The organism is Kitasatospora sp. MAA4, assembly GCF_029893355.1.
GTDB lineage: Bacteria > Actinomycetota > Actinomycetes > Streptomycetales > Streptomycetaceae > Kitasatospora.
In genome coordinates, this window is record NZ_JARZAI010000017.1 from 120,073 (window position 1) to 144,650 (window position 24,578).

Here is a 24,578-nt window from a genome sequence, read left to right on the forward strand (position 1 = left end):
GACGGGACCGGAGGGCAACTGCGCACCACCCTGCCCATGGACCTCGAAACCGAGATTCCCGGCGTACGCCACCGCCTCGACGTCGGGGTCCGATACGACGACAGCGACCCCCTGGTGGTCTCGCTGGTCTTCGAGGCTGCCGGGGAGGTGCCGATCAGCTGGGCGGTCTCCCGCGACCTGCTGCTGGAGGGACTCGACCGGCCCAGCGGCCTCGGCGACGTGCACGTACGCCCGGCGGACGACGGGGAGTTGGTGATCGTCCTGCGGACCCCGTCCGGCACCGCCCGACTGCACGCCCCGGCCGCCGCCCTGGAGGCACTGCTGCTGCGCACCCTCATCCTGGTGCCGGTCGGCGCCGAGTTCGCACCGGGCGCCCTGGAGCGCGAACTCGACCTCCTGCTACCCCCGGGCCCGCTCTAGCGGGCCCACTCCTTGACCTTGGCGATCCGGGCCTTCAGCTGGTTGACCGTCGCCTGCGCGGTGAGCGGCCCGCCGCAGACCCGGCGCAGCTCGTTGTGGATCGTGCCGTGCGGCTGGTTCGTCCGGTGGTGCCAGGCGGCGACCAGGCCGTTGAGCTCCTTGCGCAGCTCGCGCAGCTCCTGATGGGTGACCACCGGGCGCTGTTCGGCCGGGAGTTCGAGCAGGTCGGCCTCCTCGGCCGGCTTGGCCTTGCTCCGCTGGATCTGCCGGTGCTGGCGCTTCTGCAGCAGCATCTGCACCTGGTCCGGCTCCAGTAGACCGGGGATGCCGAGGTACTCCTCCTCCTCGTCGCTGCCCGGGTGCGCCTGCATGCCGAATTCCATGGCGTTGTAGAGCACCCGGTCGAAGACCGCGTCCGAGCCGATCGCCTCGTAACTGAACTCGTCGCCACCGGCGCCGTCCGGGCCGTCGTCGGCCCGCTCGGCCTCGGCGAGCAGCCGGTCCTCCTCGTCGAAGAGGCCGTCGCCCTCCTTCTTCGGGCGGTCGAGCACGTGGTCGCGCTGCAACTCCATCTCGTTGGCGAAGCCGAGCAGCGTCGGCACCGAGGGCAGGAAGACGGAGGCCGTCTCGCCGCGCTTGCGGGCTCGCACGAAACGGCCGACGGCCTGGGCGAAGAAGAGCGGGGTGGAGATCGAGGTGGCGTACACCCCGACGGCCAGGCGCGGCACGTCGACGCCCTCGGACACCATCCGGACCGCGACCATCCAGCGGGAGTCGCCGTCCGCGAAGTCGGAGATCCGCTGGGACGCCTCGACCTCGTCGGACAGCACGATGGTGGCGCCCTCGCCGGTGATCTCGCGGATCATCTTGGCGTAGGCCCGGGCCGCGTTCTGGTCGGTGGCGATCACCAGGCCGCCAGCGTCCGGGATGGCCTTGCGGACCTCGGTGAGCCGCCGGTCGGCGGCGCGCAGCACGTTCGGGATCCACTCGCCCTGCGGAGCCAGCGCGGTGCGCCAGGCCTGCGCGATCAGGTCCTTGGTCATCGGCTCGCCGAGCCGGGCCTCCAGCTCGTCGCCGGACTTGGTACGCCAGCGCATGTTGCCGCTGTAGGAGAGGAAGATCACCGGGCGCACCACGTGGTCGGCGAGCGCGTGGCCGTAGCCGTAGGTGTAGTCGGCGACCGACTTGCGCAGGCCGTCGGTGTCCTCGGCGTACTGCACGAACGGGATCGGGTTGGTGTCCGAGCGGAACGGCGTCCCGGTCAGCGCCAGCCGGCGGGCGGCCGGCTCGAAGGCCTCGAAGCAGGCCTCGCCCCAGGACTTGGAGTCGCCGGCGTGGTGGATCTCGTCCAGCACGACCAGGGTCTTGCGCGCCTCGGTCCGGTTGCGGTGCAGCATCGGGTTGACGCCGATGCCCGCATAGGTGACCACGATGCCGTGGTACTCCCGGGAGAGCGGGCCCGAGGAGTAGGCCGGGTCCAGCTTGATGCCTATCCGGGCCGCCGCCTCCGCCCACTGCTTCTTGAGGTGCTCGGTCGGCGCGACGACGGTGATCTGCTGGACCAGGTGGTTGTGCAGCAGGTACGAGGCCAGGGTGAGCGCGAAGGTGGTCTTGCCTGCGCCGGGCGTCGCGACCGCCAGGAAGTCCCGGGGCTGCTTCTCGATGTACCGGTCCAGCGCGCCCTGCTGCCAGGCCCGCAGCTTGCCCGCGGTACCCCACGGCGCACGCCCGGGGAAGGCCGGCGACAGATGGTGCGACCCGGCCGCGCCGGCGGCCGGGCGGACCGGGGCGTGCGGATCGGCGGCGTCGGAGAACAACGGCGACATGGCAGCAGAGGCGGGGGCAGTACTCACGGTCTCCGAGGGGGATCGTCGCAGGTCAGGGCCGTAGGGCTGGCCCGTCCCGCAGTCGGACGGCGATCGGACAACCCGCCTAGCCTACCGGGCCGAGCCGAGCGAACGCCCCCGACACAGCCGCCTAACGGTGGTCGTGAAGGTCACGAAGTCGCCGCGCGATGTCGCTGACCTCGAAGGTCTCGCCGGCCGCGACCTCGACCACGAGGCGGTAGGCGACCTCCTGGTCCACCTCCTCCATGTCGGAGCCGTTGAGGTCGAGGAAGACCACCGTGCTCATCCAGGCCGTGCGCTTGTTGCCGTCCACGAAGGGGTGGTTGATCAGCAGCGAGTGCAGCAGCGCGGCGGCCTTGTCCCAGAGCCCTGCGTACGCCTCGATCCCGAACATCTGGGACTGCGGACGATGCACCGCGGAGTCGAGCAGCCCGAGATCGCGGACCGCGACCGGCTGCCCCTGGCAGGCGAACTCCGCGAGGTCCAGCACCTCGCGGACTGTCAGGTACTTCACTCGCCCAGCCTGCGCAGCAGCTCGGCGTGGCGCGTCGCGTACTTGGCGCCGAGCTTGCGCACCGCCTCGCGGTCCGAGCCCTCGTCCAGGTAACGCTCGATGGCCAGCAGGGCCACCGCGTGCATGCTCCGCCCCTCCTCCTCGGCCCGGGCCCGGAGGGCTTCCTGTAGCTCGTCGCTGAGTCGCAGATTCATCGCCATACCGAAACGGTACGACTTCTGGGGTCATTCTGGTACCACGTTTACGGCCGGCCCCACCCGGGCCGCCGACTGCCGACCAGGTGGGCGTAGACCACCAGGTTGCCCTGGTAGCCGCGGCCCTTGGCGAACGCGCCGCCGCAGGTGATCAGCCGCAGCTGGGGGTCGGCGGCGCGGCCGTAGACCTGCCGGTCGGGGAAGGCGGTCTTGGCGTAGACCTCAAGGGCGTCGACGACGAAGTAGGCGGTACCGCCGTCCCGCCGGGAGACGTCGATCCGGTCGCCGCGGTGCAGCGAGCCCAGGCCGTAGAAGACCGCGGGGCCGGCGGCGGTGTCCACGTGCCCGACCATCAGCGCGGTGCCGCTCTGACCCGGCGTCACACCGGCGCGGTACCAGCCGGCGAGGTTGCGGTCCTGGTCGGACGGGGTGGCGAGGTGCCCGTCGGGATCCAGGCCGAGGCCGGCCACCGGGGCGTCCACGCCGATCGACGGGATGCCGATCCGGGTCGGCGCGGAGGCCGCCAGCGGGGTGCCGCTCAGCGCGGCCCGGGCGGGGCCCGCGGCCGGCGCCTCGGCCGCGCTCGGGGAGGGGGGCAGGCCGGGGCCGCTGCCGTCCTGGACCAGCCAGGCGCCGACGACCATCGTCGCGCCCAGTGCTATCGCCCCCGACCAGGGACTCCTGCGCCCGCCCACCCCGACTCCCCTCATTGCCGGTCGGTACCAGTGCCTCCAGCCAAGCGGGGCCGGGAGCCCGCCGCATCGGCAGCGCCGCCGTCCGGGTGAGCGCCGGAGCGGCGCAGCGAGCGCACGCTGGGCAGCCGCGGGCGGACCAGGAAGCCCTCGGCCATGCCGTTGGCGATGGCGATGGTGGGCAGCTCGGAGGACTTCTCGTAGAGCAGGAAGCGCGGCTCCCAGGCGGGCTGGTACTTGGCGTTGGCCCGGTACAGCGACTCCAGCTGCCACCAGCGGGAGAGGAAGCGCAGCACCTGGCGCCAGAGCCGCAGCACCGGACCGGCGCCGAGCTTGCCGCCCTGCTCGAAGACGTAGCGGAACATCGCGAAGTTGAGCGAGATCCGGGTGACCGGCTGCTCGCCGGCCTTCGCGCGGACCAGCAGCTCGGTGATCATGAACTCCACCAGCCCGTTGTCCGACTCCCGGTCACGGCGCATCAGGTCCAGCGAGAGCCCGTGCGCGCCCCACGGGACGAAGCTGAGCAGCGCGCAGGTGCGGTCGTTGTCGTCCCGGCACTCGATCATCAGGCAGTCGCCGTCGGTCGGGTCGCCGAGCCGGCCGAGCGCCATCGAGAAGCCGCGCTCGGTGCGGCCGTGCCGCCAGGCGTCGGCGAGCCGGACGAGTTCGGTGAGCTCGTTCTCCGGGATGTCCCGGTGGCGGCGGAGCACCGCCCGGTAGCCGGCCTTGCGGACCCGGTTGTGTGCCTGGCGCAGGGTGCGCATCGAGCGGCCCTCCAGGCTGAAGTCGTCCACCTCGACGATCGCCTCGTCGCCGAACTCCAGGGCCCGCAGGCCGGCCCGCTCGTAGACCGTGCCGGCCTGCTCGCCGGCGCCGGTGACCGCGGGCACCCAGGCGTTCGTCCGGGCGGTCTCGCGCCAGACCTCGATCGCCTGCGGCCAGGCCTCCGGATCGCCGATCGGATCGCCGGAGGCCAGCGCCACGCCGTTGACCACCCGGTAGAGCACCGCCGCCTTGCCGGACGGCGACCAGCAGACCGACTTGTCGCGGCGCAGCGCGAAGTAGCCGAGCGAGTCCCGGGCGCCGTGGCGCTCCAGCAGAGCGCGCAGCCGCTGCTCGTCCTCCTCGTCCATGTTGAGCCGGCCGATCGGGGAGCGGAAGAAGACCCGCAGCACCAGCAGGAAGAGCGCCGCGCCCAGCACGTTGATCGTCAGGTCCGCCAGCCGGGTGACCCGCACGGTCGGGGTCACGTCGCCGATGCCGGAGAGGGTGAACAGCCGCAGCACGGTGTACTTCAGGCAGGCGCCCCAACTGGCCTGCGGATCGGTGTCGCCGGCGTGCACCAGGAGGGTGCCGAGCCCGATCACGGTGATCGCCCCGACCACCAGCGTCCACAGCCCGAGCACCGCGTTGCCGCGCGCGCCGCGGGCGTGGAAGGCCCGGCGGCTGGACACCAGGGCGACCAGCAGCAGAGCGGTGAGCACCGCCGATACCCAGTTGAACGGGTGCGCGCGGTCCTCCGGCAGGACGGCCAGCGCGAGCAGGAAGATCGCCGCGTAGACGGCCACCACGGTGGTGGCGACGATCCAGGCAGCCCGCTTGCGCCGGCGCAGCATCACCGCGAGCAGGGCGGCGAACAGCGCCGCCGTGAAGCCCGCGGTCACCAGCACGGGGGTGAAGAAGTCGCCGCTGTTGGCCCGGTGCACCCGCTCGCGGAACGGGGTGATCACGCCCGCCAGCAGGTTGAGCAGCGCGGCGATCCGGATGTACCACTCGGCGAAGGCCGCGCACCGGGCCTGCCAGCGGGACAGCGGCTTGCGCGGCCCGGGGGCGGGCGCCGGCACGGCCCTGGCCGGTGCCTGGGGCGGGGGCGCGGTCGGCGCCAGAACAGGCACTGGCACCGTTTCGATCTGTTCCGTGATGACCTCCGGGGCCGGGAGCGGAGCCGGTACCAGCGGGGTACCGGCCAACAGGTTGTAGATCGCGACCTTCGCCCGGTCCAGCCGCTGGTGCACCCGGGCGTCGCGGCGCTCCGCCCGGGCCATCCGCTTGGGACGGCTGCGGTAGCGCCAGCGGGCCCACGGGCTCTGCGGCCGTCCGAGCCGGATCGCCCCGACGACCGCGAGCACCGGGATCATCACGCCGATCAGACCGGTCCAGAGCTTGCCCTTGAGCAGACTCACCGTCACCAGCGCCACCAGGACCGCGGCGCTGATCAGCTGACTGGGGGTGAAGTGCCGACTGAAGCCGCCGAACGGCAGATTGCCGAGCAGCAGCAGTCCGATGATCGCCACGGCCAGGATCACCGCGTCCACCGACTTGCGCCCCTGCTCGCTCCAGTAGACGTCCTCCAGGTGCAGCACCAGGGCGAACTCGTCCAGCACCAGCCCGCAGCCGATGCCGAAGGCCAGGCCCAGGACGTTCCACAGGTCCCCGCCGTCCCCGCGCACGGTGAACGAGCCGACCCCGGCGATCAGCATCAGCGTCTGGCCGAAGACGACGTGGTGGATGTGCAGGCCGCCCGGCGTCACGTTGCCCGGCCACCATCTGGTGCCGCGCCGGATCATCCGCACGCTGAACCGGATGAAGAGAAACGAGCTGATCAGGCCCACCAGCAGAAGGAAGAGCGGCTCTCTGCCCGGGACGACGATGCGCGAGTGATACGCGTCTTGCACGGCGTGCCACATGGCTGCGGACTCTCCTCCCGTCGCGGCTGAACCACGACCATCAGCTCATCTGATGATGACTCAGCCTGACCCGCGACCCGACGCGCCGCTGAACTGCGCCGGACGAGGGAGCGTGCGTCGTCCGTCCCGCGCCCTTCCGTCGCAAAGCCGTTCTCATGCCATGCTGTGGAACAAACAGCCTATAACGGTCTATCAACCGACTAAAGGCCAGAAATACCACCGCCGCCCGCCGTTGATCGGCCTCCGGCCCTCGAAGCCTCGAAACGGAGTGACCATGGACGCTCTCTCCCGCCGGACGCTGCTGGCGGCCGGCGCCGCCACCGCCGCCACCGCGGCGGCCGGCTGCGGAAGCCGCTACGGGAACATGCCGCCCGGCCTGGCGAAGGCCGACGCCGTGAACCCGCCCGTTCCGGTGCCGATGCCCTCGGCCGCCTCACCGTCCGCCGCCGCCAGCGCCGTCCCCGCCAAGCCGCCGGCCGTCCTGATCGGCGACGGCTCCACCTCGGACACCGGCCCGCAGCCCAACCAGCCGCAGGCCGTTCCGCTCGAACTCGGCCAGCGGCCACCGCAGTTCGTGGTCTTCTCGTGGGACGGCGCCGGCGAGCTGGACAACCAGCTGTTCTCCCGGTTCCGCCAGCTGGCCAAGGACTACAACGCGGGCATGACCTTCTTCCTCAGCGGGATCTACGTCCTGCCGGAGTCGAAGAAGGACCTCTACAACCCCCCGCGCCACAAGGTCGGCGCCTCGGACATCGGCTACCTCAGCGACCAGCACATCCAGGACACGCTGACCCAGATCGGCGCCGCCTGGCTGGACGGCCACGAGATCGGCACCCACTTCAACGGCCACTTCTGCGGCTCCAACGGCGTCGGGAAGTGGACGCCGGAGGAGTGGAACAGCGAGATCGACCAGGCCGTCAGCTTCGTGACGAACTGGAAGACCAACACCGGCTTCACCGACCTGCCGCCCCTCCCGTTCGACTACCACAAGGAGCTGATCGGCAGCCGCACCCCGTGCCTGGAGGGCCAGCGCGGCCTGCTGCCGACCGCCGTGGCGCGCGAGTGGAGGTACGACAGCAGCGGGCCGGGCGGACTCCAGGTGTGGCCGCAGAAGATCCAGGGCGGCGCGCTGTGGGACATGCCGCTGCAGTCCATCCCGTTCCCCGGGCACAGCTTCCAGGTGCTCTCGATGGACTACAACATCATGTACAACCAGTCCGGCGACAACACCAAGGGCAACCCCGCCATGCGGGCCGCCTGGCAGACCCAGGCCCGCGACTCCTACCTGGCCGGTTTCGACCGCACCTACAACGGCAACCGGGCACCGATGATCATCGGCAACCACTTCGAGGAGTGGAACGGCGGCATCTACATGAACGCCGTCGAGGAGGTGCTGAAGACGGTCGCCGAGAAGCCCGAGGTCCGGCTGGTCTCGTTCCGCCAGCTCATCCAGTGGATGGAGGCGCAGGACCCCGCCGTGCTGCGCAAGCTCCAGAGCCTGGCCCCCGGACAGGCTCCCGCCGAGGGCTGGTCCAGCTTCCTCGGCTCACGCTGACCCGAATGGCGCTACCTGCGGCCACCGGCCATCACCCCAGGTAGCCGCCCCTTTCGGCGCCGTCGCGGCGGCCCACTCCGCAGGCGGGCAGGGCTGCCAGCGCTTACCTCTTGATTCCAGGACGCGGTTTCGCCTACTTCGACTCGGGGACGACCCCGTGACCGCGTCCCGGGAGAACCACCATGCGCGCTCGTCACTTCGCCGCCGGAGGGGTCCTGGCCGTGGCCGCCGTTCTCGGCGCCGCCACCGCCGCTGCCACCTCCGCTTCGGCCTCGGCCGGCAGCCCCGTTGTCATCCAGCCCGACGCGGTCACCCCCGGCAGCCAGTTCACGGTCCTCGACGGGGGCAACTGCGACAGCTCCGGCGGCGTCGCCAGCTTCACCTCGCGCGAGCACGACGGCGAGGACATCCCCTCGGTCCAGCTCGGCTCGCTGCGCGGGCTGGTCGGAGCCGTCGCCACCGTCCCCGAGAGTGCCCGGCCCGGCGTCTACCAGGTCTCCGTCCAGTGCAAGTCGGTGACCGAGACCCAGACCCAGCTGACCGCCAGCTTCACTGTCAGCCCGAGCGGCACCACCAAGCCCGAGGGTGGCGCCAAACCCGAAGCCGGCGCCGACGAGGGTCCCAAGGGCCCGACGCACGCGGGCCTGGGAGGCAGCACCGGCCCCAACGTCCCCGAGACGCTGGCCGGCGCGACCCTGCTCACCACGGCGGCCGCCGCCACCGTCCTGCACCTGCGCCACCGCCGCACGTCCTGAGGAGCTCGCGCGCACCTGGGTGCCGGTCGGCCTCAGGTGCGCGGGCGGACCCGGCCGGCGAGGAGCGCGCCGAGCAGCGCCACCGCCGTCATCACCAGGAAGATCACCGCGAACGCCCCGCGGGCACCGCTGCCGGACGGGCCCGCGGCGGCCGCCGCGACCGCGCCGCCGCCCAGAGCCGAGAACAGCACGCCGGCCAGGCCCACCAGCAGGACGTTGCCCAGCGCGTCGGACATCTGCAACGAGGCCGAGTTGGCGCCGGCCGCCTCGGGGGCCGAGAGCTTCAGCATCAGGACGCTGATGCTGGCGATGGACAGTCCCATCCCGATGCCGCCGACCGCCCAGGCCACCGCGGCCGTCCAGGTGGGCACTGCCGGGATCAGCACCAGCGCGGCCCCCGCGATCGCGACCGCGGTGAGCACGAAGCCCAATCGGATCAGCCCCTCGCGGTGGCGTTCGGCGCCGGGGCGGCCCTGCAACCAGGAGCCCAGCGCCCAGGAGAGCCCGCCGCTGGTCAGGGTCAGACCGGCCAGGGTCGGCGAGAGGTGCCGCACGGTGACCATCATCAGCGGGATGAAGGCCTCCGCCGCGAAGAACGCCCCGGCCGCCACCCCGCGCAGCAGGATGAGCGTGGGCAGCCCGCGCGCGGCCCGCAGCGTGCCGGTCGGCAGCAGCCGGACGACGGCGGGGACCAGCAGCCCGGCGCCCGCGAACGCCGGGAGCAGGCCGATCAGGTCCATTCGCTGGCCGGCGTACTGGAGCAGGCCGGCACCGAACGCGGCCATCGCGGCGAGCCCGATCCGGCGGCGGTCCAGCGCCCCGCGCGGACCGGCCTGCGGCGCGGCGGCCGCCTGCTCCCGCTCCGAGCGCCGCAGCGCCGGTCCCATCACGGCCAGCGGCAGCACCACCAGCGCCGGGACGGAGAGGAAGACCCAGCGCCAGCCCAGGTGCTGGGTGACCGCACCGGAGACCACCGGCCCGATGATCGACGGCAGCACCCAGGCCGACGAGAAGGCCGCGAAGACCGCCGGTCGCAGCCGCTCCGGGAACGCCCGGCCGACCACCACGTAGAGCGCGACGATCACCAGCCCGCCGCCCAGCCCCTGGACCGCCCGGCCGCCGACGAATATCCACATCCCCGCCGCCGTCCCGGCCACCACCAGCCCGGCGCCGAAGATGCCGATCCCCGCGAAGAGCGGCAGCATCGGCCCGCGCCGGTCGCACCACTCCCCCGACAGCACCATCGCGAAGAGCGTGCTGGTGAAGTACCCGGAGAACGCGAAGGCGTACAGCCCCAACCCGTGCAGCTGGCGCGCCGCCACCGGCATCGCGGTGTTCACGGCGGTCGCCTCGAAGGCGAGCAGCAGCACCACCGACACGATCCCCAGCGTCAGCGCCCGATGCCGCGGCCCGAGCACCCCGCCGCCGTCGTCCGCGTCGGACGGGACAGGACGGGCCGGGTCGACCGAGGTGGCGGAGGCTGTGGTCATAGCCAACATGGTAAGTGCCATTGCCGCAGTTGACTCCTGACCTGCAGGACCATGATCACTCATCCGCTGGGCCTAGGACTTCATACGCCATTAACACTCGGCTATTGACGACCACCGGACCGTATCGCCTAAGATAAATCACGAAAGCAGCGCAGAGAATCCCGAAGCAGAGAGGAGCCCGGCCATGACCGACACCATTCGCCTCACCGCCACCGCCCTCTCCTGTCGCCACTCCCAGGCGTGTTGTCCCGCCTGTCGCAACGTCTGACCGAGCGCTCAGCAGAGCACTCATCACGGCCGTGTGCCCGAGTGGTTCAGGGAACCGCCTGCAAAGCGGTTTACGCGGGTTCGATCCCCGCCATGGCCTCCACGAACAATGCAGCGGAACGACCGGTCGGCAGCAATTCGCCGCCCGGTAATTCCGCATTTCTGTACAGCGAAATTGAGCCGGACACAAAAAGCGCGGGAAGTCGGTGCTGCCGACTTCCCGCGCCACTGAAACTCGGTACTCACGCCACCACGGCGTCCTCCGGTTGGATGGGGAGGCGGCCGACCGGGAGGCCGGTGGCGGCGCGGACGGCGGCGGCGATGGCGGCGGGGGCCACCACGGCGGGGACGGCGCTGACCGCCTTGGCACCAAAGGTGGCGACCACGTCGCGCTCCTCCAGCAGGGCGGCGATCCGCACCTCGGGAGTGTCCAGGGCGGTGGGCAGCCGGTAGCCGGTGAGGGACGGGTTGACGAGCAGGCCGCCGGAGGTGCGCAGGTCCTCCAGCAGGGCCAGGCCGACGCCCTGGGCCACGCCGGCCTCGATCCGGTCCTCGATCTGGCCGGGGTTCAGCGCCCGGCCGACGTCCTGGGCCACCGTCACGTCGACCACCCGGACGGCCCCGAGCTCGATGTCCACATCGACCACCGCGCGCATCGCGCAGAACGCGATCGAGACGAAGGCGTCGCCCTGCCCGGCCTCGTCCAGGGGCTCGGTCGGGTGCGGACGGCACTGGGCGGTGGCCCAGAGCTCCTTGCCCTCCAGCGCCTCGGTGACCGGCATGCCGAGCACGCCGTCGTAGGAGGTGATCTTGCCGTCGGCGATCGAGAGCAGTTCGACGGACATCCCGAAGTTGGCGGCGATCGGTTGCAGCAGCTGGTGGCGGACCATCAGCGCGGCCCGCTCGACGGCGCCGCCGGAGACCCAGGTGTGCCGGCCGCGGGCCGAGGGGCCGGCGATCGTCTGGTCGCTGTCGACCGGCGCGACGTACACCTCGGACACGCCGAGCACCGACTGCACGATCTGCCGGGCCAGGGTGGCGAAGCCCTGGCCGGAGTCGACGGCCGCGCAGATCACCGTGGCGTGGTCGCCGCTGACCCGGACGGTCGCGGTGGAGACCTCGTCCTCGCCCTCGGCGCCGAGCATGTGCACCATGCCCACCGCGTAGCCGATGCCGCGCCGCACCGCGGCCGGGTCGCCCGCTCCGCCGGGGCCGCCGGGCAGCAGCCAGTCGGTGTCGGGCTCGTCCACCGGGAGGGCGGGCAGCGGGGAGGCGGCGACGGCGTCGAGCAGCGCGGCGACCGGCGCCGGGCAGGTGACGGCCTGTCCGGTGGGCATCGCGTCGCCGGTGGCGAGCACGTTGCGGCGGCGGATCTCCAGCGGCTCGACGCCGATCCGGGCGGCCAGCTGGTCGAGCTGCGACTCGTAGGCGAAGCAGGTCTGCAGGGCGCCCTCGCCGCGCATCCGCCCGGCGGGCGGGTTGTTGGTGCGCACCGCCCAGGCGTCGACAAAGACGTTCGGGCAGATGTACGGGCCGACCGAGAACGCCGTCGCGGCCGCCAGCGCCTCGGACGAGACGTCGGCGTAGGCGCCGCCGTCCAGCAGGATCTGCGCCTCCACCTTGACCAACTTGCCCTGGGCGTCGGCATGGTGGCGGTAGCGCAGCAGGGCGGGGTGGCGGGTGGCGTGGGCCTGGAAGGACTCCTCGCGGGTGAGGGTCATCTTCACCGGGCGGCCGGTGCGCAGCGCGAGCAGCGCCAGGGTGACCTGGAAGGAGAGGTCCTCGCGGTCCGCGGTGGCGCCGGGCACGCCGGTGACCACCAGGCGGACCCGGTCCCGCTCCAGGCCGAGGCAGGCGGCGGTGCGTTCGCGGTCGCCGTGCGGGTCGGTGGAGGACAGGTGCAGCTCGACGCCGCCGTCCGGGCGCGGCACCGCGAGCCCGGCCTCGGCGCCGATCGGGGCCGGGTCCTGGCGGCCGACCTGGTAGAGGCCCTCGACGATCACCTCGCCGACCACCTCCGGGTCGCCGCTGCGCAGCGGGAGGTGGCGGAAGAGGTTGCCGTCCGGGTGCAGCGGGGGCGCGTTGAAGGCCTGCTCGGGGTCGGTGAGCGCCTCCATCAGCTCGTACTCGACCACGATCGAGGCGGCGGCCAGCCGGGCGGTGTCGGGGTGGTCGGCGGCGACCGCGGCGATCGGCTCGCCGTGGTGGCGGACCACTCCGGCGGCGAGGACCGGCCGGTCGGTGCCCGGGCCCGGCGCGCCCGCGTCGCCCTCGCCGGGGTTCGGCAGGTCGGCGGCGGTCACCACGGCGTGCACGCCGGGGATGGCGAGGGCGGCTGCGGTGTCGATCGCGACGATCCTGGCGTGCGGGTGCGGCGAGCGCAGCACCGCGCCCCAGAGCAGGCCCTCGGCCCAGAGGTCGGCGGCGAACGGGTAGATGCCGAGTGCCTTGGGGAGCGCGTCGGTGCGCAGCGGGGAGCTGCCCAGGCCGAACGGCTGGGCCGCGCCCTCCTCACCCTCGGCTGAGGCGGAGGCTGAGGCGGAGTCCGCGGGGGCGTCCGGCGGAGCGAGGGCGGTGTCGGTCGGGGAGGTCATGCGTGGTCGTCCTCGGGGAGGCGGAGGCCGTGCGCGGAGGCCGCGTCGTAGGGCGCGGCGGGCGCGGGTTCGTAGACGGTCCCGTCGTACCCGACGCCGTCGTAGGACGTGCGGTCGTACGGAGTGCCCTCGTAGCCGGCGCCCTCGTAGGGGGCTCCGGCGTACTGCTGGTCGGGGTAACCCGGGTACCCGGTCCCCTGGGCGGGGGTGCCGTGCGCCGGCGTCCCGTACGGCGTGCCGTGTGCGGGGGTCGGCTCGTACGGCGTCCCGTGCGCCGGGGTGCCCTCGAACGGCGCGCCCGGCGCACTGGTGCCGTGAGCGGGGGTGGGCTCGTAGGTCGCGCCGGCGGCGTACACCGTTCCGGGGCCGTACGCCGTCGGGTCGTACCCCGGATAGCCCTGCGGCGGGACCACCCCGACGCCGACGCCGGTGCCGGCCGCCGTCGGCAGCGGCTGGTAGCCGCCGGCCGACTGGTCGGGACCGGGCATCGGCGTGCCCTCGAAGGGCGGCACGTCCTCGAAGGGCTGCGCGGCCTCGAAGTCCTGCGAGGCCGCGTAGGCCTGCGGTGCGTCGTAGACCGGCGGCGCCTCGAAGGGCTGGGCGACGATCCAGCCGCTGTCGTCGTTCCCGAAGACCGGGACCTCGCCGGCCGCGGCCGTCTCGGTCCAGGCGTCCTGGTACACCGGCAGATCCGGAACCTCGGATTCCGCCTGCACCTGTACCGGCTCTGCGGGCTCAGCAGGCTCAGCCGAAGCGGCGACCTCGGCCGCCGCCTCCTCGGCCTCCAGCAGCGCCGCCGAGCGCGCGTCCGCCACCGTCTGGACGGCCGCCAGCGCACTGCGGTAGCCCGTGCAGCGGCAGAGGTTGCCGCAGAGCGCCTGGCGCGCCTCGACCTCGCTGGGCCGGTGGTTGCGCTGGAGCAGGTCGTGCACCGCCATCGCCATGCCGGGCGTGCAGTAGCCGCACTGCACGGCGCCCGAGTCGGCGAGCGCCTGCTGCACGTCGCTGGCCGCGCCGCCGGCCGACAGGCCCTCCACCGTGCTGATCTCGCTGTCCGCGGCCAGCGCCGCCGGCACCAGGCAGCCGGCCACCAGCTGGCCGTCCACCTGCACCGAGCAGGCACCGCACTCGCCCTGCTCGCACCCGTTCTTGGCGCCGGCCAGGCCGAGCCGCTCGCGCAGCACGTAGAGCAGGCTCTCGCCGATCCAGGCGTCCGTGACGGGACGTTCGAAGCCGTTGACGCGCAGCGTGTAGGACGCGCAGGGGCGCTCGTCGACCGGGTGGACCGGGTGGTTCGTCATGTCAACCGCCACATCAGCCGTCACGTCAGCCGTCACTTCAGCGCCCTTCCCAGTGCCCGGCGGGCCAGCACCGCCACGGTACGCCGCAGCCGCAGCGCCACCGCCGTCGGCCCCTCCACGGCGAGTCCGGACGCCGCGTCGGCGCCGTAGCCGTCCGGTACGCAGGCGGTCGCCACGTACTCGCCGAAGGCGGCCGAGGCCGCCGGGTCGATGGCCGGCACGCCCTCCTCGCCCCGGGCGTCCCAGTCGATGCAGCCGGCCACCCAGGCCTCGGCCTCCAGCGGCCGCAGCGGCACCGGTGCGACGGCGCCGACCGCGCAGCGCACGGCGCGACGGGCCGGGTCCAGCACGAGCGCGACGGAGGCGGTGGCCCGGGACGGGCCGCTGCGTCCGGTGGCCTTGAGGAAGACCTGCGGGGCGTTCAGCAGCGGGACCCGGACCCAGGTGAGCAGTTCACCCGGGCGCATCGGGTCGAGACCGGTGAGCAGGTGGCTGACCGGGACCTCGCGGGTGGCGCCGGGCCGGGCCAGCGTGACGCTGGCCTCCAGCGCGGCCAGCACCGGGAGGGTGTCGCCGGCCGGGGCTGCGGTGGCGATGTTGCCGCCGAGCGTCCCGACGTTGCGGGTCTGCGGCGGTCCCGCGGTGCGCGCGGCGTCGGCGAGCGCGGGGATCAGGGCGGCGAAGTCGGGCCGGTCCATCCGGGCGAGCGTCAGCCCGGCGCCCAGCACGGCGGTTCCGCCGTCCTCGTAGCGCCAGCCGCGCAGTTCGGTGATCCGGCCAAGGCCGATCAGCGCGGCGGGACGCAGCCGCCCGGCGTTGACGGCCTCCATCAGGTCGGTGCCACCGGCCACCGGTACCGCGGCGGGGCTGGCGGCCAGGGCCTCGACGGCCTCGTCGAGGGAGGTCGGCAGCATGATCGTCCGGTTCACCAGGATCCCACCGTGCTCCACTCACTCAGGCTGGGCTCACTCGGATCTGAGCCCGGCCTCTCGGCGGCCGACGCGAGGGCCGGCCGGTTCGTCCCGCGCCGCAGGTCTGCGGCACCGCCCGTAGAGTACGGGCCCGGGCTGCCGAACAGAAGCAGCCGGTCTGGGTCGGGCAACTCTGGCACATCGCGCGCGGTGATCACCCCCGGGGTGGCGGACGTATCGGTCACCTTTCGGTCAGATCCGGAACGAATCGGACCTGATGTTCATCTTTTCTTGACGTAGGACCCTCCCAGGAAGGTTCCCTGTGCCGCCAGGATGATCAGACCGCAGGTGGCGGACCCGCCAGCGGCCGTCCCAGCACACCGGGTCGGCGCTGCCACGAGTGCGGGCCGCCGGGCGGGCGGTACTCCACGCCGAGGGCGTCCAGGCGCGCGTAGTGGGTGCGCATCCGGCGCTCGAATCCGGGCCAGTCCCGGGCCGCCGGCTCAGTCGGCAGCGCCGACCAGGCGACCTCGGCGAAGGCCACCAGCCGCGGGAAGGCGCGGAAGTCGAGGTCCCGGGCGTCGTCCGCGAACTCGCTCCACAGGTTCGCCTGGGTGCCGATCACGTGACGCGCACTCACCGGGTCGAGTGACGGCGGCACCGGCTCGAAGCGGTAGACGTCCTCCAACGAGCGTACGTAGCCGACCGGGATCGGCTCGTCCTCGCCGTCCGCCTGCCGGTGGTCCAGGTACACGTGCTGCTCCGGGCACATCACCACGTCGTGTCCGGCCCGCGCGGCCGCCACCCCACCCGCGTACCCGCGCCAGGAGGAGACCGCCGCACCCGGGGCCAGTCCGCCCTCCCGTCGCCCGCCGCCACCCTTCTGCGGAAGCGCTTCGCGCTGCCCCTCCATGATCTCGTCCCAGCCGATCAGCCGGCGACCCCGCGCGGCCAGCCAGCGGTCGAAGTGCCGGATGAACCAGCTCTGCAGTTCGTCCTCGTCCGCCAGCCCCTGCTCGCGGATCCGCGCCTGTGCGGCGGGGCTGGCCCGCCACTGCTCCTTGGGGCACTCGTCGCCGCCGAGGTGGACGAACTCGGACGGGAAGACGTCGAGCAGCTCCTCCAGGACACCTTCGAGGAAGGCGAGGGTCGCGTCGGAGACGTTCAGCACGTTCGGACTGACCCCCCAGTCGCTCCACACGCCGAGCGCGGCCGTGTCCACCACGTCGGTGTTGCCCAGCTCCGGGTAGGCGGCGACTGCGGCCTGCACATGGCCGGGCAGGTCGATCTCGGGGACCACGGTGATGCCGCGCTCGGCCGCGTACGCGACCAGCTCGCGCAGGTCGTCCTGGGTGTAGAAGCCGCCGTGCGGGCGGTCGTCGCGCCGGTCGGCGTCGCGGAAGCCGACCATCGAACGCTCCCGCCAGGCCCCCGTGCCGGTGAGCTTCGGAAAGCGCCGGACCTCGAAGCGCCAGCCCTGGTCGTCGGTCAGATGCAGGTGCAGCACGTTGAGCTTGTGGGCGGCCAGCAGGTCGACGTAGCGCAGCAGGTCGGCCTTGGGCAGGAAGTGCCGGGAGACGTCCAGCAGGACGCCGCGCCAGCCGAACCGCGGGGCGTCGGCGATCTCGCAGGCCGGCAGCGACCAGCCGCCGCGGCGCAGCGGCGCCCGCCGGTAGGCGTCCGGGCCGAGCAGCTGACGCAGGGTCTGGGCCGCCCACCCGGCGCCGCCCGGTCCCCCGGCGGTGAGCCGGGCCCGCCCGTCCGCGACGGTGATCCGGTACTCCTCGGGGCCGAGCGCGGCGTCCAGGCTCAACTCGATGTCCGGCGACGCCGCGGGTTCGAGCGGCAGCCCGGTGGCGGCGCCGAGCACCGCGCGCAGCCACCGGACGGCGGCTGCGCAGCCGGGGGCGCCGCCCAGCGTCGTCCGCGGACCCAGCAGCAGCCCCTCCGCGACGGGGAAGCTGCTGCTCGACGGGGCGGGGATGAGGTCCATGCCGTCATCCTGCCGCGCCTGCCGCGAGTGGTCTATGCCAATCGGACTACTTCTCGGCTGCTACTTCTTGGCGCCTACTTCTTGTCACCCGACTTGTCGCCGCTTCCCGCCGGGTCGATGCCCTCGAAGATCTCCTTGCACATCGGACAGACCGGGTACTTCTTCGGGTCGCGCCCGGGCACCCAGACCTTGCCGCAGAGCGCGACCACCGGGGAGCCGGAGAGCGCGCTCTCCATGATCTTGTCCTTCTGGACGTAGTGCGCAAAGCGCTCGTGGTCGCCGTCCCCGTGGGACACCTGGGGGACGGGCTCGACCAGGGTGCCGGTGCCGAGGCCGCGCTCGGGCTCAAGAGTGCTCATGAGGGCCAAGTCTATGGGGGCCGTACGGGAAACGGACCACCACGACGCCGAGCCGGTCAGCCGCGGGCCCGCTCAGTTGAGCGTCGGGTCCTCCGGATAGGTCGCCAGCATCGCCAACGCGCCGCGCTGGCGCCGCAGCACCGCACGCCAGAGCCGCTCCGGGTCGGGGCAGGAGATGTCCCCCGGCTCGGAGTCGACCAGGTACCAGGCGCCCTCGGCGATCTCGACCTCCAACTGCCCCGGCGTCCAGCCCGCGTAGCCGGCGAAGACCCGCAGGCCGCCCAGTCCGCCGGCCAGGATCTGCGGCGGCGCCTCCAGGTCGACCAGGCCGATCGCCCCGTGCACCCGGCGCCAGCCCAGCGGGTCGGCCGGTCCCGGCTCGCCCGGGACCACGGCGACCGCGAGCGCCGAGTCCAGGCCGACCGGGCCGCCCTGGAAGACCACCGGCGGCGCGCCCGCCAGCTCGGCCCAGCCGTCCAGCACGTCGGAGACGTCGACCGGGGTCGGCCGGTTCAGGACGACGCCGAGCGCGCCCTGCACGTCGTGGTCGAGCAGCAGCACCACCGATCGGGCGAAATTCGGATCGGTGAGCATAGGAGTCGCGACGAGCAGTCGGCCGGTGTGCGAAGGGGCCGCGGTCATGTCTCACATGATCCCGCAGCTCAGGCCCGAGCGGGTACCCAACACGAAAGCTCGTCCGACACCCTGCGCCCCGCGGCGTGACCCCCGCCACTCGCGACCAAACCTCGCACAGCCGCATACTCACCCGTTCGGCGGACATAAGGCCGAGCTTCCACCCGGAGAGAGCATGATCACGACGCGATCTCACGGGAACCAAAGAACCTCCTACTACCATCTACCGAAGGTGGCGCCCGTGCGGCCCGCGCCACGCGCCCCTCCCTCCTGCCACTTCGGCTGCGAACCCCCGATTGCGAGAACGATGACCGACGACGTCCTGCTGGTCCACGGCGGAAATCCCCTCGAAGGCGAGATCCGCGTCCGCGGTGCGAAGAACCTGGTCCCCAAGGCCATGGTCGCCGCCCTGCTCGGTACGGGCCCCAGCAGACTGCGCAACGTCCCGGACATCCGCGACGTCAAGGTGGTGCGCGGCCTGCTCCAGCTGCACGGCGTGACCGTGCGCAGCGGCGAGGAGGAGGGCGAGCTGATTCTCGACCCCTCGCACGTGGAGAGCGCCAACGTCGCTGACATCGACGCGCACGCGGGCTCCTCGCGGATCCCGATCCTGTTCTGCGGCCCGCTGCTGCACCGGCTCGGCCACGCCTTCATCCCGGGCCTGGGCGGCTGCGACATCGGCGGCCGGCCGGTCGACTTCCACTTCGAGGTGCTGCGCCAGTTCGGCGCGACCATCGAGAAGCACCCGCAGGGCACCTACCTGGTGGCGGCCCAGCGCCTGCGCGGCACCCGGATCGAGCTGCCCTACCCGTCGGTCGGCGCCACCGAGCAGGTGCTGCTCACCGCCGTGCTGGCCGAGGGCGACACCGAGCTGCGCAACGCCGCCATCGAGCCCGAGATCGTCGACCTGATCTGCGTCCTGCAGAAGATGGGCGCGATCATCTCGATGGGCACCGACCGGACCATCCTGATCACCGGCGTGGACGAACTCGGCGGCTACAACCACCGCGCGCTGCCGGACCGCCTCGAGGCCGCCTCCTGGGCCTGCGCCGCGCTGGCCACCAAGGGCGACATCTACGTCCGCGGGGCCCGCCAGCTGGAGATGATGACCTTCCTCAACACCTTCCGGAAGGTCGGGGGGGCCTTCGCGGTGGACGACGAGGGCATCCGCTTCTGGCACCCGGGCGGCGAGCTGAGCGCCATCGCCCTGGAGACCGACGTGCACCCCGGCTTCCAGACCGACTGGCAGCAGCCGCTGGTCGTCGCGCTGACCCAGGCCAACGGGCTCTCCATCGTGCACGAGACGGTGTACGAGTCGCGGCTCGGCTTCACCTCCGCGCTCAACCAGATGGGCGCTCACATCCAGCTCTTCCGCGAGTGCCTGGGCGGCTCGCCCTGCCGCTTCGGGCAGCGCAACTTCCTGCACTCCGCGGTGGTCTCCGGCCCGTCCAAGCTGCTCGGCGGCGAGCTGGTGATCCCCGACCTGCGCGGCGGCTTCTCGTACCTGATCGCGGCGCTGGCTGCCGAGGGCACCTCCACGGTGCACGGCATCTCGCTGATCAACCGCGGCTACGAGAACTTCATGGAGAAGCTGCGCGCGCTCGGCGCCCATGTCGACCTGCCGACCGAGGAGCTCGTGGCCGTCGGGGTCTGAGACAGGCATGAGTACGGGGCCGCCCCCGCCAGGGCGGCCCCGCTGCGGGCACCCCCGCCAAGGTGTGACCCGCTGATCCACCGGCCGGGCCGCCGACAGGGTGAAGACGGGCGGCGCGATGGAGGTGCGATCAGCCGACCGGTACTCAGTTCCCTTACGGCTCAGCCAGCTTGGCCCGCATTCCATGAGATGAGGATGAGGCGCCCGGCGGCGGTGACCGGCGTCACTCCTGCGGTGGGTACGGCGGGATCCGGAGTTCGGCCTGCAGGCCGCCGCCCGGCGCCTCCAGCACCCGTGCGGTGCCGCCGTGCAGACCCGCCACCCAGCGGACGATGGCCAGCCCGGTGCCCGTTCCCACGCCGGCCGCGCCCTCCGCGGGCCCACCGGTGACACCCCGTCGGAAGATCTCCTCGCGGCGCTCCGCCGGCACCCCGGGACCGGTGTCCCGCACGGTCACCAGGCCGGGACCGGTGCTCACGGTGACCGGTGTGCCGCCGCCGTGCCGCAGCGCGTTCTCCACCAGGTTGCGCACCGCCTGGGCCAGCAGCTCCGGATCGCCGCGCACCACCACGGGAGCGGCCGGCTCCAGGACGCTCACCGTGGAGTGCCCCGGCAGCTCCGCCACCGCCTGCTCGACCAGCTGGTCCAGCCGAAGCGGCGTCAGCTCCAGATGCTGGGTGCCCGCCTCGATCCGGGCCCGCGCCAGCAGACCGGTGACCAGGCGGCCCAGCCGGTCGGTCAGCCGCAGCGCCTCCTCCAGGGCCTGCGGCGCCCGCTCGGGCCTGGCGGCGCCGCGCTCGACCGCCAGGCGCAGGGTGGCCAGCGGGGTCCGCAGCTCGTGCGCGGCCTCCGCGAGGAACTGCTCCTGCTGCTCCAGCGCCAGCAGCGCCGGCCGCATCGCCCGGCCGGACAGCAGATGGCCCATCGCCGCCGCGGCCAGCACCAGCGCCGAGCAGCCCAGCGCCACCCAGCGGACCAGCCGGCCGTGGTCGGCGCGGCTCTGCGCGGGGTCGTCGCCGACGATCACCGCGGCGCCGAGGGTGTCCCCCTCCCAGACCGGCGCGACGGCCCAGCGGATCTCCCGTCCGGTGCTGCTGGGGCCGGTCACCAGCAGGCTCTCCTGGGTTTCCTGGAGCTGCGTCCAGATCCGGCCGAGCAGGGCCGGTGCGGGCATCCGGTCGGGCCCCGGCCGGGACCAGCGGATCAGCAGCGGCCCGCCGGACGGGTCGGCCTGCACCGCGCCGAGCACGTCGGCCCCGACCGCCAGCTCGTCGTCGGCGAGCGGCTCGACGTTGAGCGTGTCGTTGTCGTACCAGAGCGTGCGGGCCAGCCCGCCGGCCCGTCGGCCGGCGTCGTTGTCCAGTTCGCGGGCGCGCGAGTGGGCGTCGATCTGCGCGGCGAGGGTGGCGAGCACCAGCAGGCAGCCGGCCGTGGTGGCGGCGAAGAGCAGCGTGAGCGTCCAGCGCAGCCGCCGCAGCCGGGCGGTGGCGGGCGTGCCGGTCACGGGCGCTGCGCGGGGTCGGTCAGCCGGTAGCCGACCCCCCGGACGGTCTCGATCAGGTCCGGGCTGCCGAGCCGGCGGCGCAGCTGACGGATCAGCACGTCGACCACGTTGGACATCGGCTCGCAGCGCTCGTCCCAGCAGCTCTCGATCAGCCGGCTGCGGGTGACCACCTCGCCGGCCTGCAGCATCAGCACTTCGAGGACCGCGAACTCCTTGGCGGTCAGCGAGAAGAGCACCCCGCCCCGGGTGACCCGGCGGCGCGGCAGGTCGAGTTCCAGGTCGCCGATGCGCAGCTGCGGCAGTCTGGCGGGCTCCGGGCGGCGGCACAGGTTGCGCACCCGGGCGGCCAGCTCGGCCGCGGCGAACGGCTTGACCAGGTAGTCGTCGGCGCCGTGCTCGAAGCCGGCGACCCGGTCGGCCACCGCGTCCAGCGCGGTGAGCACCAGCACCGGGCGGGTCCAGCCGGCCCGGCGGCGGGCCGCGACCAGGGTGAGTGCGTCGCCGTCCGGCAGCGCGCGGTCGGCGACCAGGCAGTCGTACCCGTTGACGTCGAGCTTGAGGTCGGCCTCGGCGAGGTCGGCGGCCAGGTCGACGGCGAAACCGGCCTGCCGCAGCCCCTCGGCTATCACCGGGCCCAGCTCGGGATCATCCTCCAGGACCAGTACACGCATGGTCCACGACCCTACGGCAGCGGAAACGACGGAGCGGGGGCGGTCCCCGAAAGGACCGCCCCCGCTCCGCGGTGATCAGCTGCGATCAGTTGCCCTTGGCAGCTTCCTTGAGCTTCGAACCGGCGCTCACCTTGGCGCTGAAGCCGGCTGCGATCTGGATCGGCTCACCGGTCTGCGGGTTGCGCGCGGTACGCGCGGCGCGGTGGGTGCGCTCGAAGGTCAGGAAACCGGGGATGGTGACCTTCTCGTCGCCCTTCGCAACGACCTCGCCGACGACCTCGGCAAAGGCCGCCAGCACGGCGTCGGCGTCCTTGCGGGTCACCTCGGCGCGCTCGGACAGAGCGGCCACCAGCTCACTGCGGTTCATGTGTACTCCTGTGGTCTGTTCGTTGCGGTGTGCGGGGCCCCATCGGTCGTCCCGCCGGAGGCACCCGGCCGGGCCGCTGGTCCGCACACTGTGCTCATTCAGGCGGCTGGCGGTAGGAGCCGGGCTCGTGTCCCGAGCCTCGCACTGTGTCAGTCCTGCCACATGCCCGCCTGGGTACGAATCCTGCCCTTATCGGCCCTGAGAAAGCCAATCGGCCCTCGGCCGTTCGCCCCGAACAGCACCCTCCCGAGGCAGCCGTGACGCTCCATCGGCGCCGGCGGACCGGCAGGGTGGCGACCGGGAACGACTCGCCGAGTGGTTGGGGGGACGTTCCGTACTTGTCGGACACGCCTGCCCCGTGCAGGGCTACCGTACGCCCTGACGGTGACAAGCCCAAACACACCCCTTCCCCTTGTGTCGCAAGGGTTCGCACCAGGTCGGCAGGGGTAGGGGCGGTATTCGGCCAAGCGATCGACCGAATACCGCCCCTGACGGCGGGTGACGCCGAGGTCTGCCTAGAGCCTGACGACCGGGAAGGCGGCCGTGTCGAGCGTGCCGACGATGCCCGGGGTCGGGCGGTCGGGGGCCCGGTCGCCCGAACCGCCGGCCGCCAGAGCGGCCTCACGGACGGCCGCGGCGACGGTCTTGGCCACGTCCGGGTGGAAGACGCTGGGGATGATGTAGTTCGGGTTCAGCTGGTCGTCCAGCACGGTGGCGGCCAGCGCGCGGGCGGCGGCGATCATCATCTCGCTGTTGACCGTCCGGCTCTGCGCGTCCAGCAGGCCGCGGAAGACGCCGGGGAAGACCAGCACGTTGTTGATCTGGTTCGGGAAGTCGCTGCGGCCGGTGGCCACCACGGCGGCGGTCTGCCGGGCCACCGCGGGGTCGACCTCCGGGTCCGGGTTGGCCAGCGCGAAGACGATCGCGTTGTCGGCCATCGACGCGATGTCGTCGCCGTCCAGGACGTTCGGGGCCGACACGCCGATGAAGACGTCGGCGTCGCGGACGGCCTCCTTGAGGCTGCCGGTGCGGCCCGAGCGGTTGGTGTGCTCGGCGATCCAGCGCAGCGACTCGTTGAGGTCCTCACGGCCGCTGTGGACCACACCGTGCACGTCCGCGACGGTGGCGTGCTCGACGCCGGCGTCCAGCAGCAGCTTGAGGATGGCGGTGCCGGCGGCGCCGGCGCCGGACATCACCACGCGGACGTCGGCGATGTCCTTGCCGACCACCTTCAGCGCGTTGGTGAGCGCGGCCAGCACCACGATCGCGGTGCCGTGCTGGTCGTCGTGGAAGACCGGGATGTCCAGCGCCTCGCGCAGCCGGGCCTCGATCTCGAAGCAGCGCGGCGCGGAGATGTCCTCCAGGTTGATGCCCGCGAAGCCGGGGGCGATCGCTTTGACGATGGCGACGATCTCGTCGCTGTCCTGGGTGTCCAGGCAGATCGGCCAGGCGTCGATGTTGGCGAAGCGCTTGAACAGCGCCGCCTTGCCCTCCATCACCGGGAGCGCGGCCATCGGGCCGATGTTGCCCAGGCCCAGCACGGCCGAGCCGTCGGTGACGACCGCGACGCTGTTGCGCTTGATGGTCAGGCGCCGGGCGTCCTCGGGGTTCTCGGCGATCGCCATGCAGACCCGCGCGACACCGGGGGTGTAGATCATCGACAGGTCGTCACGGTTGCGGATCGGCAGCTTCGAGGACATCTCGATCTTGCCACCGAGGTGCATCAGGAAGGTACGGTCGGAGACCTTGCCGATCACCACGCCGTCGATCGCGCGCAGCTTCTCGACGATCTCCTCCCCGTGCGCGACCGAAGCGGCCGCCACGGTGACGTCGATCCGCAGGGCCTCCAGGCCCGAGGCGGTGACATCCAGGCCGGTCACCGAACCGCCGGAGGACTCCACGGCGGTGGTGATCGAACTGACGGCGTTGCCGGTGGCCGGGACCTCCAGCCGCACCGTGATCGAGTTGGAGACACTGGGCACGGTCGCCATCGACGTCCTTCTTCCGTCCACTGAGGTATGTGCAGGCCGGGCCGCCTTCAACAAACTGTTGACGCAGCGCCTTGCGCATCGTAGGCCTCGATCGTCGCACCTACCAGGCAGTAGCCAGAAATAACTTTCACCGGTTGCAGGGAACCGACAACACAGGTTCCTGCCGACTGGTGGTTCAC

Annotated in this window: 19 protein-coding genes, 1 tRNA gene and 1 pseudogene; 5 read left to right on the top strand and 16 right to left on the bottom strand. The window is 72.6% G+C overall.

The window, feature by feature from the left end:
- Positions 1 to 36 precede the first annotated feature (36 nt).
- Positions 37 to 420 (top strand): SsgA family sporulation/cell division regulator, encoded by a 384-nt coding sequence (locus P3T37_RS23135; RefSeq protein WP_280725709.1) that lies wholly within the window; start codon positions 37 to 39, stop codon positions 418 to 420.
- On the opposite strand, the gene P3T37_RS23140 is transcribed toward P3T37_RS23135, so the two are convergent.
- The 5 genes from P3T37_RS23140 to P3T37_RS23160 all read right to left on the bottom strand — a co-directional run bounded on the left by P3T37_RS23140 (position 417) and on the right by P3T37_RS23160 (position 6,354).
- Positions 417 to 2,246, bottom strand: a complete 1,830-nt coding sequence (locus P3T37_RS23140) for a DEAD/DEAH box helicase (protein WP_280725761.1) — start codon at positions 2,244 to 2,246, stop codon at positions 417 to 419. The genes P3T37_RS23135 and P3T37_RS23140 overlap by 4 nt on opposite strands.
- A gap of 151 nt (positions 2,247 to 2,397) precedes the next feature.
- Entirely contained in the window at positions 2,398 to 2,781 is a 384-nt protein-coding gene (locus P3T37_RS23145) for a type II toxin-antitoxin system death-on-curing family toxin (RefSeq protein ID WP_280725710.1), read from the bottom strand.
- Positions 2,778 to 2,981 (bottom strand): Arc family DNA-binding protein, encoded by a 204-nt coding sequence (locus tag P3T37_RS23150; protein ID WP_280725711.1) that lies wholly within the window; start codon positions 2,979 to 2,981, stop codon positions 2,778 to 2,780. Before P3T37_RS23150 ends, P3T37_RS23145 begins: the two co-directional genes overlap by 4 nt.
- A 41-nt stretch (positions 2,982 to 3,022) precedes the next feature.
- Entirely contained in the window at positions 3,023 to 3,619 is a 597-nt protein-coding gene (locus P3T37_RS23155) for a class F sortase (protein ID WP_280725763.1), read from the bottom strand.
- A 62-nt stretch (positions 3,620 to 3,681) separates the two neighbouring features.
- A complete protein-coding gene (locus P3T37_RS23160; protein ID WP_280725712.1) occupies positions 3,682 to 6,354 on the bottom strand; it encodes a phosphatidylglycerol lysyltransferase domain-containing protein in 2,673 nt (890 codons plus the stop codon).
- A 274-nt stretch (positions 6,355 to 6,628) separates the two neighbouring features.
- Here P3T37_RS23160 and P3T37_RS23165 point away from each other — a divergent pair, with 274 nt between their 5' ends.
- Together P3T37_RS23165 and P3T37_RS23170 are read left to right on the top strand one after the other, a co-directional pair.
- Positions 6,629 to 7,909 (top strand): hypothetical protein, encoded by a 1,281-nt coding sequence (locus P3T37_RS23165; protein ID WP_280725713.1) that lies wholly within the window; start codon positions 6,629 to 6,631, stop codon positions 7,907 to 7,909.
- 182 nt (positions 7,910 to 8,091) lie between these two features.
- Positions 8,092 to 8,664 carry a hypothetical protein gene (locus P3T37_RS23170; protein WP_280725714.1) on the top strand — a complete coding sequence of 191 codons (573 nt, stop codon included), beginning with the start codon at positions 8,092 to 8,094 and terminating at the stop codon, positions 8,662 to 8,664.
- 32 nt (positions 8,665 to 8,696) lie between these two features.
- On the opposite strand, the gene P3T37_RS23175 is transcribed toward P3T37_RS23170, so the two are convergent.
- Positions 8,697 to 10,154, bottom strand: coding sequence for an MFS transporter (locus P3T37_RS23175; RefSeq protein WP_280725715.1), 1,458 nt, complete (start codon positions 10,152 to 10,154; stop codon positions 8,697 to 8,699).
- A gap of 295 nt (positions 10,155 to 10,449) precedes the next feature.
- On the opposite strand from P3T37_RS23175, the gene P3T37_RS23180 reads away from it, so the two are divergent.
- Positions 10,450 to 10,524, top strand: a tRNA-Cys gene (locus P3T37_RS23180).
- Positions 10,525 to 10,663: 139 nt separating this feature from the next.
- Here the strand turns inward: P3T37_RS23180 and P3T37_RS23185 are convergent.
- From P3T37_RS23185 to P3T37_RS23210, 6 genes and pseudogenes are all read right to left on the bottom strand, one after another.
- On the bottom strand, positions 10,664 to 13,015 hold the full coding sequence (locus tag P3T37_RS23185; RefSeq protein WP_280725716.1) for a xanthine dehydrogenase family protein molybdopterin-binding subunit: 2,352 nt from the start codon (positions 13,013 to 13,015) through the stop codon (positions 10,664 to 10,666).
- 812 nt (positions 13,016 to 13,827) lie between these two features.
- Positions 13,828 to 14,289, bottom strand: a pseudogene (locus P3T37_RS23190) ((2Fe-2S)-binding protein); the annotation flags it as partial.
- 59 nt (positions 14,290 to 14,348) lie between these two features.
- Complete coding sequence (locus tag P3T37_RS23195) at positions 14,349 to 15,230, bottom strand: FAD binding domain-containing protein (protein ID WP_280725764.1); 882 nt, start codon at positions 15,228 to 15,230, stop codon at positions 14,349 to 14,351.
- 334 nt (positions 15,231 to 15,564) lie between these two features.
- Complete coding sequence (locus P3T37_RS23200; protein ID WP_280725717.1) at positions 15,565 to 17,220, bottom strand: beta-N-acetylhexosaminidase; 1,656 nt, start codon at positions 17,218 to 17,220, stop codon at positions 15,565 to 15,567.
- Positions 17,221 to 17,294: 74 nt separating this feature from the next.
- A complete protein-coding gene (locus tag P3T37_RS23205; protein WP_280725718.1) occupies positions 17,295 to 17,579 on the bottom strand; it encodes a DUF3039 domain-containing protein in 285 nt (94 codons plus the stop codon).
- Positions 17,580 to 17,651: 72 nt separating this feature from the next.
- Positions 17,652 to 18,221 carry a YqgE/AlgH family protein gene (locus tag P3T37_RS23210; RefSeq protein ID WP_280725719.1) on the bottom strand — a complete coding sequence of 190 codons (570 nt, stop codon included), beginning with the start codon at positions 18,219 to 18,221 and terminating at the stop codon, positions 17,652 to 17,654.
- Between the two features lie 298 nt (positions 18,222 to 18,519).
- Between P3T37_RS23210 and murA the strand changes: the two genes are divergently transcribed.
- Complete coding sequence (gene murA, locus P3T37_RS23215) at positions 18,520 to 19,866, top strand: UDP-N-acetylglucosamine 1-carboxyvinyltransferase (RefSeq protein ID WP_280725720.1); 1,347 nt, start codon at positions 18,520 to 18,522, stop codon at positions 19,864 to 19,866.
- A gap of 223 nt (positions 19,867 to 20,089) precedes the next feature.
- Here the strand turns inward: murA and P3T37_RS23220 are convergent, their stop codons facing one another.
- From P3T37_RS23220 to P3T37_RS23235, 4 genes are all read right to left on the bottom strand, one after another.
- Positions 20,090 to 21,370, bottom strand: coding sequence for a HAMP domain-containing sensor histidine kinase (locus P3T37_RS23220; protein ID WP_280725721.1), 1,281 nt, complete (start codon positions 21,368 to 21,370; stop codon positions 20,090 to 20,092).
- Complete coding sequence (locus P3T37_RS23225) at positions 21,367 to 22,041, bottom strand: response regulator transcription factor (RefSeq protein WP_280725722.1); 675 nt, start codon at positions 22,039 to 22,041, stop codon at positions 21,367 to 21,369. Before P3T37_RS23225 ends, P3T37_RS23220 begins: the two co-directional genes overlap by 4 nt.
- A gap of 85 nt (positions 22,042 to 22,126) precedes the next feature.
- Positions 22,127 to 22,408, bottom strand: a complete 282-nt coding sequence (locus P3T37_RS23230) for an HU family DNA-binding protein (RefSeq protein WP_035793433.1) — start codon at positions 22,406 to 22,408, stop codon at positions 22,127 to 22,129.
- A 515-nt stretch (positions 22,409 to 22,923) separates the two neighbouring features.
- The gene (locus P3T37_RS23235) at positions 22,924 to 24,399 is read right to left on the bottom strand and encodes an NAD-dependent malic enzyme (RefSeq protein ID WP_280725723.1); all 1,476 of its coding nucleotides are present in this window, start codon (positions 24,397 to 24,399) and stop codon (positions 22,924 to 22,926) included.
- Positions 24,400 to 24,578: the final 179 nt, after the last annotated feature.